The organism is Streptomyces sp. HUAS TT11, from assembly GCF_051553595.1.
In the GTDB taxonomy this organism is placed as follows: Bacteria; Actinomycetota; Actinomycetes; order Streptomycetales; family Streptomycetaceae; genus Streptomyces.
This window is the reverse complement of record NZ_CP196184.1, coordinates 9279538-9291864: the sequence shown is the minus strand read 5'-3', so window position 1 is coordinate 9291864 and position 12327 is coordinate 9279538. Positions and strand designations below refer to the sequence as shown.

The 12327-nt window shown below is 67.9% G+C and carries 13 protein-coding genes and 1 pseudogene; 4 read left to right on the top strand and 10 right to left on the bottom strand.

Going from position 1 to position 12327, the window contains the following annotated elements; all coding sequences use genetic code 11:
• Window positions 1-168: 168 nt before the first annotated feature.
• Together ACSHXN_RS41940 and ACSHXN_RS41935 are read right to left on the bottom strand one after the other, a co-directional pair.
• Window positions 169-576 (bottom strand): hypothetical protein, encoded by a 408-nt coding sequence (locus tag ACSHXN_RS41940; RefSeq protein WP_438306275.1) that lies wholly within the window; start codon window positions 574-576, stop codon window positions 169-171.
• Between the two features lie 51 nt (window positions 577-627).
• Window positions 628-1062 carry a MerR family transcriptional regulator gene (locus ACSHXN_RS41935; protein ID WP_356294254.1) on the bottom strand — a complete coding sequence of 145 codons (435 nt, stop codon included), beginning with the start codon at window positions 1060-1062 and terminating at the stop codon, window positions 628-630.
• 61 nt (window positions 1063-1123) lie between these two features.
• Between ACSHXN_RS41935 and ACSHXN_RS41930 the strand changes: the two genes are divergently transcribed.
• Window positions 1124-1831, top strand: coding sequence for an SDR family oxidoreductase (locus ACSHXN_RS41930; protein ID WP_356294253.1), 708 nt, complete (start codon window positions 1124-1126; stop codon window positions 1829-1831).
• 191 nt (window positions 1832-2022) lie between these two features.
• Here ACSHXN_RS41930 and ACSHXN_RS41925 read toward each other — a convergent pair whose 3' ends face one another.
• The 6 genes from ACSHXN_RS41925 to ACSHXN_RS41900 all read right to left on the bottom strand — a co-directional run bounded on the left by ACSHXN_RS41925 (window position 2023) and on the right by ACSHXN_RS41900 (window position 5903).
• Window positions 2023-2238: a hypothetical protein gene (locus tag ACSHXN_RS41925; RefSeq protein WP_356294251.1), complete on the bottom strand. Its 216-nt coding sequence runs from the start codon at window positions 2236-2238 to the stop codon at window positions 2023-2025.
• Window positions 2239-2918: 680 nt separating this feature from the next.
• A complete protein-coding gene (locus ACSHXN_RS41920) occupies window positions 2919-3125 on the bottom strand; it encodes a DUF6233 domain-containing protein (RefSeq protein ID WP_356294249.1) in 207 nt (68 codons plus the stop codon).
• Entirely contained in the window at window positions 3106-3468 is a 363-nt protein-coding gene (locus ACSHXN_RS41915; RefSeq protein ID WP_438306557.1) for a hypothetical protein, read from the bottom strand. Before ACSHXN_RS41915 ends, ACSHXN_RS41920 begins: the two co-directional genes overlap by 20 nt.
• Window positions 3469-3569: 101 nt before the next feature.
• Window positions 3570-4439: an SMI1/KNR4 family protein gene (locus ACSHXN_RS41910; RefSeq protein ID WP_438306274.1), complete on the bottom strand. Its 870-nt coding sequence runs from the start codon at window positions 4437-4439 to the stop codon at window positions 3570-3572.
• A gap of 700 nt (window positions 4440-5139) precedes the next feature.
• Complete coding sequence (locus ACSHXN_RS41905; RefSeq protein ID WP_356294244.1) at window positions 5140-5454, bottom strand: hypothetical protein; 315 nt, start codon at window positions 5452-5454, stop codon at window positions 5140-5142.
• 23 nt (window positions 5455-5477) lie between these two features.
• On the bottom strand, window positions 5478-5903 hold the full coding sequence (locus ACSHXN_RS41900; protein WP_356294242.1) for a hypothetical protein: 426 nt from the start codon (window positions 5901-5903) through the stop codon (window positions 5478-5480).
• A gap of 194 nt (window positions 5904-6097) precedes the next feature.
• On the opposite strand from ACSHXN_RS41900, the gene ACSHXN_RS41895 reads away from it, so the two are divergent.
• The 3 genes from ACSHXN_RS41895 to ACSHXN_RS41885 all read left to right on the top strand — a co-directional run bounded on the left by ACSHXN_RS41895 (window position 6098) and on the right by ACSHXN_RS41885 (window position 11223).
• Window positions 6098-9832: a Kelch repeat-containing protein gene (locus ACSHXN_RS41895; RefSeq protein ID WP_438306542.1), complete on the top strand. Its 3735-nt coding sequence runs from the start codon at window positions 6098-6100 to the stop codon at window positions 9830-9832.
• 470 nt (window positions 9833-10302) lie between these two features.
• Window positions 10303-10542 carry a hypothetical protein gene (locus tag ACSHXN_RS41890; protein WP_356294238.1) on the top strand — a complete coding sequence of 80 codons (240 nt, stop codon included), beginning with the start codon at window positions 10303-10305 and terminating at the stop codon, window positions 10540-10542.
• A 9-nt stretch (window positions 10543-10551) separates the two neighbouring features.
• On the top strand, window positions 10552-11223 hold the full coding sequence (locus ACSHXN_RS41885) for an IS3 family transposase (protein ID WP_383359385.1): 672 nt from the start codon (window positions 10552-10554) through the stop codon (window positions 11221-11223).
• A gap of 58 nt (window positions 11224-11281) precedes the next feature.
• Here ACSHXN_RS41885 and ACSHXN_RS41880 read toward each other — a convergent pair.
• Both ACSHXN_RS41880 and ACSHXN_RS41875 read right to left on the bottom strand, forming a co-directional pair.
• Window positions 11282-11521 (bottom strand): annotated as a pseudogene (locus ACSHXN_RS41880) (MmcQ/YjbR family DNA-binding protein); the annotation flags it as partial.
• A 123-nt stretch (window positions 11522-11644) separates the two neighbouring features.
• On the bottom strand, window positions 11645-12295 hold the full coding sequence (locus ACSHXN_RS41875) for a nitroreductase family protein (protein ID WP_220297006.1): 651 nt from the start codon (window positions 12293-12295) through the stop codon (window positions 11645-11647).
• Window positions 12296-12327: the final 32 nt, after the last annotated feature.

Below are 12327 nucleotides of genomic sequence, written 5' to 3'. Positions count from 1 at the left end.
TTCGGCGGTGGCGAGGACCAAAGCAGCGCTGCCGATCGGGTCCTGCTCGGCGGCGAGTCGGGCACGAAAGGAGGAACGGACCTCGCAGTCGTGGTCTGCAGCGGTGGCCAGTGTGTAGGTGGCGTCGATGCGTATCGATGGGTCGGGGTCGCCGACGGCCAGCGTTCGTTAGCCTTTCCGCCCCCAGCCCGGGAGGGTGCTTGAGCGCTTGACCTCCTCGTACTGCCTACTGTGAGGTACTACCACGGGAATGCCCAGGTCGACGGTTTGGGGCACGTAGGCCAGCCGCTCCGCTTCGACCTGCTTCTGCCGAAGCAGCCTCAAGGTCAGATCGATGCCCTCAATCTCGCCGAGCCAGCCTTCAGCGTCGATACGGGCCCGGCGTGCGATCAGATCGGTCTCGATCTCCTCCAGGCGGAAGGCCATCTGCGGGTTGACACGCAGGACCGGGCAGCGGATGCAGGCGTGTTCGTGGCGGCAGTCGCTGGCGTACGGCCGGCTGGCTTTGTCCACGAGATTGGACAGCAGTTGTTCACGAAAGTGGACAGCACCCTGAGCGGTGGCTGTTCGATTCACGAGCTGCGTCCAGGGGGCGGAGATGCCTTGGAACGCCTCACGCAGTACCGGTCAAGGGCGTGTCGATTGGACCACTCGGCCGGGCTTCTTCGGTCCGTGGTGTGCGGTGTCCGCGTCCGGTGGGCACTGCGCCGGTGACGACGTCGTGTACTGGGCGGCGAGGCCGATCAACTCGTCGAGGCGTTCGCGTGCCCTGGTCAGGTCGTGGATCCGCGCCTGGATGCGGTCGCGCTCGTCTGTGAGCCGTTGCGTCATCTCCGGGGTTGCGACCAGGGTGTCCATGAACGGCAGGATGTGCAGGATCGCCTTGCTGGGCAGCCCGGCCGAGTAGAGGAGCTGGATGAACTTCACCCGCTCGACGTCGGACTCGGAATACTCCCGCTGGTCCCCGGGGCCGCGTGCGGCGACGACGAGTCCTTGCTCCTCGTAGTAGCGCAGGGCGCGAACGCTGACCCCCGCGCGTGCGGCGACCTTGCCGATGCGCATCGTGCCTCCTGGCCGGCCCGGACTTGAACCTCACGCTGACGTGAGGTTCTAGCGTACACCCATGAACATCAACGGAGCCACGGCGCTCGTCACCGGAGCCAATCGCGGCATCGGCCGCCATCTTGCAGCCCAGCTCGTCAAGCGGGGTGCGAGGGTCTACGCGACCGCGCGTCGGCCGGAATCCATCGACCTCGAGGGTGTGGAGATCCTCGGACTCGACATCACCGACCCCGAGGCCGTCGCAGCAGCCGCCCGGACAGCCGGAGACGTCGACCTGCTCGTCAACAATGCCGGCATCGGAGGTAAAGCCCTACTCGGCGACCTCGACGCTGTCCGGAACACGATGGAGGTCAACTTCTGGGGAACATTGTCCATGGTCCGCGCCTTTGCCCCGGTCCTTGCAAGGAACGGCGGAGGCGCCATCCTGAACATCGCCTCCTCGGCATCCTGGTTCGTCTTCCCCGGCAGCAGTGCCTACGCGGTGTCCAAGGCCGCCGTGTGGAGCATGAGCAACGCACTGCGTCAGGAGCTGGCCGGGCAGGGGACCCTCGTCACCTCGGTACACCTCGGGGCGGCCGACACCGACATGATGAAGGGCTACGACGTACCCAAGATGGCCCCGGCCGACGTCGCGCACGCCGCCCTTGACGGTGTCGAGGCCGACGCGTTCGAGGTCGTTGTCGACGAGTTCACCGCAATGGTCAAGGCTTCGCTGAGCAGGGACCCGAGCGAGTTCGAGAGCCAGTTCCTGCAGTTCCTCAACCCTTGAGCCTCGCCCGCAGCGCCTGTCTTTCACCCCCGCCGAAGCTTCTCGCCAGAGAGCCCTCAAGGCGTAGGCGGTCGGACCCGAACGTCCTCTTCCTACGTCAGGCAATCACCCGGCGCTGGAGGGGAACGATGCACCGCCCGGCCTCCAGACGGTACCCACCGATACTGCGGGATGTTCGAATCAGGTACGCGTCAGAGTGCTGCCCGATGTGTTGGACAACTGCTGTCCAATCTCGTGGACAAAGCCAGCCGGCCGCAGTCGCCGAGCTCGACCTTGCGGGTGTCGAAGTGCTGCTCGAACTCGCTCCACTCGGTGCTGGTCGGGGCCCGGTATTCGCCGTCGGGCCGCAGGCGGCGCCGGTTGTCGAGGAACTGCTGGTAGTGCCGGACCACCTCATCGTTGAACACCGCGACGTACCCGGAGGCGGTCTGAAGGCTGAGGTGTCCCAGCAGCGCGGCCCTCGGTCAAGCCACTGATGCCCGCACGGCAAAGGAACGCGCGAAGATCGTGCAAGCTGTAGACCGTGCCGAGGATGCGTCCGTCCACCCGCACCCGTCGGCCACCGTGGCGGTCGGCGGGTAGACGATCACGCGACGCCTGGCCATAGCTCCAGCCTGCCCGCGTGCACCAGATTCGCACCCCTGTTCCGCGCCACCCGCATGGCCGCCTCGGCTCGCAACCCAAAACACTGCTGGGCCACAATAGTGCCGACCCCGCGCCCTGGCGTCTCCTCGTCTCAGGTCGCAGGAAGTCGAGGCCGAGCACGCCTCCCAGCCTTGGTCCCGCCACATCGTAAGGCGTGGGCGGCGCGCTCGCCGGGCCGAGATGCGCGGGCACGTCGACAGCGTCACGCTTGATTTAGCGGAAAGTGCCCCAGGACGGTCGAGGCTCCCAGGTCAGCCTCTCCGTCTTGGGGTGCCGCGGCGGGCTCACATTGCCCGTGCCGACAAAATACGTGTTGCGCCGACGTAGCCCGCTGGCTGCTGATGCCCATGGCTGTCGCCTGCCAGCTACGCCCTCGATGCAGCGCAACGCAGCGCCCCCCGTACCACCACTCACACGGGGGGCGTCTCGCGATGGCGCACGTTCAATCCAGGACTCCCAGCGCTGTGTGTGGTCGGCAGTGTGTGCACGCCGGCACCTGCTGCCGCAGCGCGTCGACTGCCTGCGCTCGCGAGACACCCAGGCACCGACTGCTCTTCCGCACGGCCCAGCAGTCGCCCATGTGCACGACGACCAAGTTCGTCATCTGCAGGCCGCGCGCGACTACCCGCTCAGGTGGGGCCGGCCGCATCTCCTGGTTGATTCAGGACGGCCAGATCTGGAACTCGCGGCTGAAGGAGCCTGGACTCGTGCGCAAGCCCACCAACACCGCCCACGTCTTGGCCGCGCTGCGTGCGCCACCCGACCCGGTTGGAGCTGGTCACCGAGGCCCTCCGTGCCGTGCTGGCGGACGCCAGGAAGTCGGCGTCGGCACCGATCTCCGGGACACCCACGGCCTGCGCCATCAGCTCACACAGCAGGGTCTCGGCCAGGCTGCGGTTATCCAACCGGCATGTCAACAGGGGGTTCGGGCTGCGTGGCCCGGTCGAGCTTCCTATGGGGGTGAGCGGCAGTTCGGGTACGACGACGAACACCGCGTCCCCTGGGACGACGCATCTCCCGCCCAGGATCCGCACGCGAGCTCCTGTGCTGAAACGCAGTTATCGGCCTTCAACCAAGAGCGGCGCTGCGTGCGCTATTCCATCGCCGCCTCCAGCTCCATGTTCCCGGCGCAGTCCATGAACCAGTGCGCGCGGAAGTCCACCGGCATCGGGATCGGATGCTGCGGGTCAGTGAGGTGACGGAACAGGTACTCCGTGGCCGTGCAATCGAATCGCTGCCCTGCCTCCGGTCCGGCTTCGGTGACGTAGACGGGCCACCGGTCGGGGTCGGGGCCCTCGGTGACCCAGTGGAACGACTGCTCGTGCTCGTTGCCCATCCAGGGCACCAGCCCGCCGGGGGCCGGGAACGGAGGATGCGGCTCCCAAGGGGCCTGGCCCAGTCTCGCCGCCAACTCGGTGGTCTTGATCAGCTCGTCTGGCATGAACGCGTAGTGGAAACCGTCGAACATGCCATTGCCGAAAGTCTCGATGAGCGCCTTGTAGTCGCTCGGCAGTGCCGTCTCCAGGCGGGACTCGACTGCCGCCCAGTCGACCTGACTCGCACTCCTCGGCACCCAGCCGGTCACGGCCATGAGCCTTTCCAGCCACGAGGTCTCCGCGGGCAACTGCTCTGCGACTGGCGTGCTGCGCAGGGCGATCATCAGGGCGGGTCCAGCGTCCTTGCCTTGACCGGTCCGGCCGAAGGCGACCCACCGGCTACTGAACGGCCAGGCATACCTCCAGTCGACCTGCCCAGACAAGGGCAGCGGTGGCAGTCGGTCGGCGCCGGCGGACGGCTCGCCGTACCGGTCAGAAAGCGTCTCGACGAGGTTTCCCAGGTCCGCGCAAGCGGAGACGGGAATGCAGACATGGCCGGGCTCATGCCCGTACTCACGGCAGGTTAGGTCACGGAGGTCCGGCCACAAGATCTCGGCCACGGTGGTCAGAAGCTGTTCGTCGTCCATGCCCGCGAGTCAAGCACTCGCCGCCGACAGCAGAGTTCACAGAGGTAGCCTCTACAGTCACGGCACGGCCACCGAAGACGAGCCCCCAAGTCAGCCCGACATCGCCGCCATGCTCACCGACCAGACGAGCGCGTTCAAGCCAGCACGCGAGGCCATCGCCGCCGGCGCCGAGGTACGGGTTGGGGCAGCCGCCACTACGCGCGTGAGCCCGAGGCGCCCAGGCGTGCGTGGCAATTCGGTGTTTACAGACGTGGATGGCTTTCAGGCCGGCTGGGCAGGTGCAGGCGGCCCGGGCGGTGCGGTAGGTGGTCGAGCCGTCGAATCTGACGGCGAGGAACACGAGGTTCTTGCTGGTCTTACGGAGCACGACCATGCCGCCCTGTTCGAGGAGTTCGATGGCTGCTTCCACCAAGTGCAGCTTGTACTGGGCCAGCTCGGGGGCCCGGGTGGCGCGGCAGATCATCCGCCGACACTTGGGGCCGTAACCGTCCGGGCTGGGGACGTGCAGCCGCCGTCCGCACCTTGTGCACCGGGCGGGCTCGGTGGCGGTGACCTTGGTGGTGCGCCTGGCGGGCTCCTTGGGGGGTGGTGAGTAGTACTACTTCCACTCTTTACCTGATCGCTTTGCCCTAACCCAGTTAGCCATTCTGAATAGGCAAAGGGATTTCTAAGAAAGCCGCAGGTCACAAGCCTGCGGTTTTCAGACGGCGATGTCGGGGATGACGCGGTCGACGGTGACGATGTCCCACATGGCCTTGCCGAGGTCGAGGCTCATCGTCCACGGCTCGCGATAGGTGGCCCGCTTGTCCAGGACGGTGACGCCTTCGAGCTGCGCCCACCATGCGGCGTCCTGGCCGGGGTCGCTGGTGACGCCGGTGTCGAGGACAGCGAGGCAGGCGCCGAAGGCGCGGAGAATGTCGCCCTTGGTGACGAGGGTGCGCGGGATCTCCATCGTGATCCGGCGGGTTCGGCCACCAGTCAGCTCCTCGGCGGCGGCCGGGTCCGCGTGCGTCAAGTAGTCGAGGTCTTCCAGGTCGGTCAGGGCCCGGCACCAGTCCAGGTCGTCGGGGTCGGGTCGGTCGGCGACCCAGGCGGCGCCTGGGTGGCGGCCTGGGTGGCAGTCGCCTTGGCGGAGGCGATGCGGGCGGCGTCGACCAACTGGCAGGCGCGGGCGGGGAAGGTGGTGCCGTCGTCCATCGCCAGCGAGGTGATCATCGTGGCCGGGTTGTCGGTGGCGGACTCGACGGTGCGCACGACGCCGTCGGGGCAGATCTGGCACCGCCCGGGCAGGTAGCCGGGCGCCGGCTCGGCCAGTTCGTAGCTGTAGGTGTGGGCGATCCGCTCGGCGGTCTCCACGCTGGCGGCCCACTTTCCGCACGAGTACTCGCGCGGCGGGCGGCGCAGGATCATCACGGGGCGGAAGGCGCCGGTGGCTTCGGTGACGGCGACGGACAGGCCGTTCATGCGGAGTGGAGAAAAAACGGTAGGTCCCGTGAACTTTTCCGAATGGATCTGCAACTTACTGATCTGGGCACGGTGTGTGCCGTTGCCTTCAAGAAGTCCACAGGAGTTGTGATTTGTCCATATCCCGGAGACCGGTGCCCCGCCGGCGGAGATGGCCGGCCGTCGGTGCGGCTCTGCTGAGCACCGCCGTACTGATGGCGCTCGGCGTCCAGACTCCCGCTCAGGCCAACGTGAGTGAGAAGTCCACGAAGTCGTCCACGTCCACCCACGAGTTGCCCGGCCATGTCGAGCCGCTGTGCGGGCCGCCCAAGCCGCACGAGTTCACGTGCTTCGGCCTTCGCCGTACCGACATCACGCCACACAAGGGCCTGCGGGCCGCCGAGGACGCCCCTCAGGGCTTCGACCCAGCCGATCTGCGCGACGCCTACGGCCTTCCCGCGGACGGAGGGGCGGGCAAGACCATCGCCATCGTCGACGCTTTCGACAACCCCAACGCCGAGGTCGACCTCGGCGTCTACCGCGCACAGTACGGGCTGCCCGCCTGCACCAGCGCCAACGGCTGCTTCACGAAGGTCGACCAGCGAGGCGGAACCGACTACCCCGCCCCGGACCCCGGCTGGGCCGGCGAGATCTCGCTCGACCTGGACATGGTCTCCGCCGTCGCCCCCAACGCGAGGATCCTGCTGGTCGAGGCCGACAAGCCCACCATCGACGACCTGGGGGCCGCCGTGGACCAAGCGGTGGCGCTCGGCGCGGGATACGTCTCCAACTCCTACGGCTCCAACTACGCCTTCTACCCCGAGGACCCCGCGGAGTCGTCGGCAGACGTGCACTACGACCACCCGGGCGTTGCGATCGTCGCCTCCTCCGGCGACAACCGCTACGGCGTCGCCTACCCCGCGGCGTCCCCGCACGTTACGGCGGTCGGTGGTACGACGCTCACCAAGGACGCTGCCGCCGCCCGCGGTTGGTCCGAGTCGGTGTGGAACCACGACGGCGCCGGCACGGGTTCCGGCTGCTCCCTGTACGAGCCCAAGCCAACCTTCCAGCAGGACACCGGCTGCGTCGGCCGTACCGTCGCCGATGTCTCCGCGGTGGCCGACCCGGCCACCGGTGTTGCCGTCTACGACACCTACGGCCAGTCCGGGGGCTGGAGCCTTGCCGGCGGCACCAGCGCGTCGGCACCGATCATCGCGGGCGTGTACGCGGACGCCGGCACCCCGGTTGCTGGGACGTACCCCAACGCGTACCCGTACGCCGGCGGTGGCGCCGGGCTGCACGACGTGAGGACAGGGTCGAACGGAAAGTGCTCACCGGCGTATTTGTGCACCGCGGGCACCGGCTACGACGGGCCCACCGGCCTGGGCACCCCTGACGGACTCTCGGCGTTCCGCATGGAGGCGCACGGCACCCTCTCGGGCACCGTCACCGACACCGCCACCGGCGCACCGGTCGCCGCGGCCCAGGTGACCGCTGGCATCTACACCTCTACTACCGACAGCCGGGGCCACTACACCTTGCCACTGCCGGTCGGCGGCTACCAGGTCCAGGTCACCGCCTACGGCTACGCGTCCGGCGAGGCACCGGACGTCCAGATCACCGACGGCGGCGCCGTGACCCGGGGCTTCACCCTGCGCAGGCTCGCCACCCACCGTGTCTCCGGCACCGTCACCGACGGCTCGGGTCACGGCTGGCCTCTCCATGCAAAGATCACCGTGGACGGGGTGCCGGGCGCTCCCGTCTGGTCCGACGCCTACACCGGCGCGTACCGCCTGGACCTGCCCGAGAACCACACCTACACCCTGCGGGTCGTCAGCGACGACACCCACTACCGGTCCCTGGTCCGGCAGGTGGCGGTGGGCGCCGCGGATCAGAGCGTCGGGCTGGCGCTGCCGGCCGACACCTGGGCCGACGGCAACCCGGCGTACACCCTGGACGTGGACACCCTCGACACCCAGCCCTTCGACTCCACCGCCGGGGCGCCGCAGGGCTGGAGCGTGGTGAACGCCCCGGGCACCGGGCAGGGCTGGGCCTTCCACGATCCGGGCGGCCGGGGCAACAACACCGGAGGGTCCGGTGGGTTCGTCATCGCCGACAACGACCACGCCGGCTGGGACACGGCATTCGACACCCAGCTGGTCAGCCCGGTCTACGACTTCCGCCGCACCGGCGACCCCGAGCTGGGGTTCAGCACCGACTATGAGGGGTCCGGCGAGCAGACCGGCGATGTGGACGTCACCGCCGACGACGGCCGGACCTGGACCACGGTGTGGCACCAGGACCAGCTGTGGGCGAGCGGCCGTGTGGAGATCCCGTTGACCGCCTACGCCGGGAAGGCGGCGGTGCAGGTGCGTTTCCACTTCACCGGCCCGGGCGTGTTGTGGGCCGTCGATGACGTGACCGTCGCGGAGCGGGTCCTCACGCCCGTCCCCGGCGGCGTGCTCACGGGTACCGTCTCCGACGCCAACACCGGACGAGGGCTGGTCGGCGCCTCAGTCAGCACCGGCTCCACCGGCGGGCCCTCGGCGCTGACCGTGGCAACCACCGGTGACCCGCAGGTTGGCGACGGTCTCTACCTGCTGTTCGTTCCTGGCGGCGGCCGTCACACCTTCGTGGCGGCCAAGCCCTCCTACAGCACGGCCTCTCTCACGGCCGCCGTAGCTGAGAACCAGGTCGCCAAGGGTTCGTTCGTCCTCAAAGCGGGGCAATTGTCGCTCGGTACCACCCGTATCGAGGCAACCACCACACCGCGCGGCACGGTGGTGCGGAAGGTGACCGTACGGAACACCGGCACCGCTCCCGCGACGATCCGGATCGGCGAGCGCACCGGAACCGACACTGGTACCCCGGGCACCTCCTGGCACGGACTGCCCGACCTTCCCGCCCCCGTCATGGACAACGCGGTGGAGAACTACGGAGGCAAGCTCTACTCCACTCTCGGAACAACGGACGGCCGCAACCCCACCGCCGACCTCTACGTCTACGACCCGTCGGCGGGCGCCTGGACCCGGGGCCCCGGTGCCCCCGAACCGCGGCAGGCCACCGCGCACGGCTTCATCGGCAGCCACCTCTACACCGTGGGCGGCTGGGCCCCCGACGAGGTCGTGAGCCGCACCATGCAGGTGTACGACGCCGCCAGCGGCACCTGGGCCAAGGGCCCCGACATCCCCGAGGCGCGCTTCGGGGCGGCCGGCACCGTACTCGACGGGCGGCTCTACGTGGTCGGCGGATGCACCAACACCGACTGCTCCAACACCGTGTACGTCTTCGACCCGCGCTCCGGCACGTGGTCCAAGGCAGCGGACTACCCCCAGACGATCAGCTGGGCCTCGTGCGGCGCGATCAACGGCAAGCTGTACTGCGCGGGCGGCAACCACGACTACGTCGAGACCGGCGTCGGCTACGTCTACGACCCGGCGTCCAACAGCTGGCAGTCCATCGCCAGCATGCCGGTGGGCCTGGCCGCCGGCGTCTACGCCGCCGCCAACGGACAGCTCCTGATCTCCGGCGGCTTCAAGCGGGTCGGGGTGAACCGGGTGCTCACCGCTGAGGGCTACGCCTACGACCCGGGCACAGACACCTGGAGCGCGCTGCCCGACGCCCCCACCGCGGTCTACCGGGGCGGCGGCGCACCTGGCCTGTACCGGGTGGGCGGCAGTGGCCAGAGTCGCTTCCCCATTCCGGTGGCCACGGCGGACCTGCTTCCGGGGTACGACCAGACCGAGTCGGACGTGCCCTGGCTGTCGGAGAGCCCTCACCGGCTCATACTGCGGCCGGGGCAGAGCGCTTCGTTCACGGTGACGCTGAACGCGGGCGCGATCGGCCGGCCCGGTGACTGGACGGCATCCTTGATCCTTCGGGGCGACACCCCGTATTGGGTGCCGCCGATTCCGGTGTCCCTGCACATCGTCGAAGGCCGCATCTCGTAACTGTTCAGTCCGCACGCCGCGCCCCCGGGCAGCCGATTCGCCGCCCGGGGGCAGGGCGCCGTTGACCTTCTGATGTGGCACGCCAGGTTTCGGTAGACCGGCACCGTCCTGTTCGCCGCCGTGCCGTCCGGCTCGGCGGGCAATTCGTCCGTAGATGATCCCGCCGGAGCAGGCACTCGCCCGCGTCGCGCCTTGGAGCGAGGTGGAACGGCTCATTGCCCTGGCACAGGAGGACGACCGATACGCGGAGGTGATCAAGGAGTTCACCGCGGCAGGCTGGTCTGCGGGGCATGAGGACGGGCTTTGGGAGATCACGGGCTCCTTCGGCAATCCGATTCCGGTCATGGCCACAGCTGCCGAACGACTCGGGCGGCACCACACGAAGGTCGTGTTTGTCCGAGCCCGCAGCAGGAACCGCTTATACGCGAGCTGGAGATGGAGCGCGATGTCGTCAAACGCTGCATGGCCTTGTGGGTGAAGTAGCTGCGGCGGACCCGGCTCAGGTGGCCGGGGTGATCAGCGACTGCAAGGCCGAGCAGGACATTCCGCCTACCCTGACGTGCCGCGCGCTGGGCGTGAGCGAGTCCTGGTTCTACAAGTGGCGCAACCAGCCCGTCACCGCTCGCGAGGTGCGGCGGCGGAAGCTGGCCGACGCGATCCGGCAGATCTTCGATGAGTCGGGCGGCACGTATGGTTCCCCGGAGGTCTAGGTCACCCTCGTGCGTCAGGGCTGGAGAGTGTCGGTGAACACCGTCGCCCGCCTCATGGCCGAACTCGGCCTGGCCGGACGCAAGATCCGAAGGCGCCGGGGGCTGACGAAGCCGGGCAAGCGGCCCGCGTGTGCGGACTTCGTACGCCGCAACTTCAGCGCCACCACTCCCGACCAGGTGTGGGCCGGGGACATGACGGAGATCGTGACCAGCGAGGGCAAGCTGTACCTGGCCACTGTGATCGATCTGTTCTCGCGCCGCCTGCTCGGCTATGCGATGGGCGAGCGCCACGACGCGGAGCTGGTCGTCGCCTCCCTGCACATGGCCGCGGCCACCCGCGGCGGCGACGTCAGGGGCCCGATCTTCCACTCCGACCGCGGCAGCGAATATCAGTCCCGGCGTTTCAGGCGGGCCTGCCGCCGGCTCGGCGTGACCCAGTCCATGGGCCGTGTCGGCTCATGTTTCGACAACGCCGTCAGCGAGGCGTTCAACAGCGTGCTCAAGGTCGAGTACGTCCACCGGCACGCCTTCGCCACCCGCACCGAGGCACGGTTGAAGATTGCCACCTGGATCGCCGGCTTCTACAACACCGACCGGCTACACAGCGTCTGCGGATACCAGAGCCCGATCGACTACGAACGAGACCATCAGGCCGACCCCACCATGGAGTTGGCCGCTTGAAAGATCTCCACGGCGCGGGGGGATTGACATGCTCGATATCCGCACCAGGTCTGACGGTGATCCAGTGCTTCTTATTCATGCGGTAGCCGCGAGAGATGCTCGTGTGCGACGCGCAGAGCGTCTCGGCATCTGAGGGATCGGCCTTGAGGATCACGACCGGCTCCCCAGGCATCGATGTCTGCAGCATGAACATCTTGCCGCCGCCTTTCCACATCTCCCAGTCGCCGGTGAACTGGTGCGTGTGCTCTGAACCCGGGAGCGCGGCCGCGCGGTTCTGAACTGTCCTGTCTGCATGCATCTTGGCCTACTCAAGGTCGGTAGAGGTCGACTGCCCGGCGTCCGTCGAGGAGAGGTGCGGGCGCCGGACAGTCGAGTCCCCCAGAACCGAGCAGGCGCACCGATCGCGCACCCGCTCAGTTCGTCACATGTGGGTGAAGATCTTCTCGGCGTCGAAGCGCGATACCGGCTGGCGAGAGACGCGCGTCTCGTCCGGGTACCCGAGCGCCATGATCAGCGTTGTGGTGAAGTCGGTGTCGGTGAGGCCGAACGCTTTGTCGATCGCCGCGCGGTCGAACCCTTCAAACGGGGTGGCGTCGACTCCGAGAGAAGCGGCGGCCATCATGGTCGCGCCGACCACGAGGTAGGTGTTCTTCTCCAGCCAGTGGAGCACGTCGCCGCCATAGTTCTCCGACTGGATCTCCACGAAGTGGGACGCTCCAGCCTCCCATCCCTTTTGGATCTCCGGGTCCGCGAAGCGATTGTCCGCGCGCTCCTTTGCGAAGATCTCCTGCAAGTGCTCGTCGGGAATCGTCTTGCGGGTCGTGAACACGATCGCGTGCGACGCGTTCCGCACCTTCTCCTGGTTGTCCTCGAAGCGGCCGACGAGAGCGTCCGCAAGCTTGTCCTTGCCGGCCTGCGACTCCAGCACAAAGAAGTGGATCGGCTGGATGTTGATCGTCGTCGGCGAGGTGCGCAGGTAGCGCAGCAGGAGCTGGAAGGTCTCCTCCGGGATCTTCTTGTTCGGGTCGAAGTAGCGGGTGAGGTGCTTGGTGATCAGATTGTTGAGATCCATGATTGGCTTTCGTTTCGTTGTCGCAGAGATCG

Bases quoted from the DNA above. Each gene is read 5' to 3' on its own strand.
- ACSHXN_RS41895 (WP_438306542.1), top strand. From the start codon at position 6,098: ATGGCGCTCGGCGTCCAGACTCCCGCTCAGGCCAACGTGAGTGAGAAG.
- ACSHXN_RS41875 (WP_220297006.1), bottom strand. From the start codon at position 12,295: ATGGATCTCAACAATCTGATCACCAAGCACCTCACCCGCTACTTCGAC.
- ACSHXN_RS41935 (WP_356294254.1), bottom strand. From the start codon at position 1,062: ATGCGCATCGGCAAGGTCGCCGCACGCGCGGGGGTCAGCGTTCGCGCC.
- ACSHXN_RS41930 (WP_356294253.1), top strand. From the start codon at position 1,124: ATGAACATCAACGGAGCCACGGCGCTCGTCACCGGAGCCAATCGCGGC.
- ACSHXN_RS41900 (WP_356294242.1), bottom strand. From the start codon at position 5,903: ATGAACGGCCTGTCCGTCGCCGTCACCGAAGCCACCGGCGCCTTCCGC.
- ACSHXN_RS41910 (WP_438306274.1), bottom strand. From the start codon at position 4,439: ATGGACGACGAACAGCTTCTGACCACCGTGGCCGAGATCTTGTGGCCG.
- ACSHXN_RS41920 (WP_356294249.1), bottom strand. From the start codon at position 3,125: ATGCGGCCGGCCCCACCTGAGCGGGTAGTCGCGCGCGGCCTGCAGATG.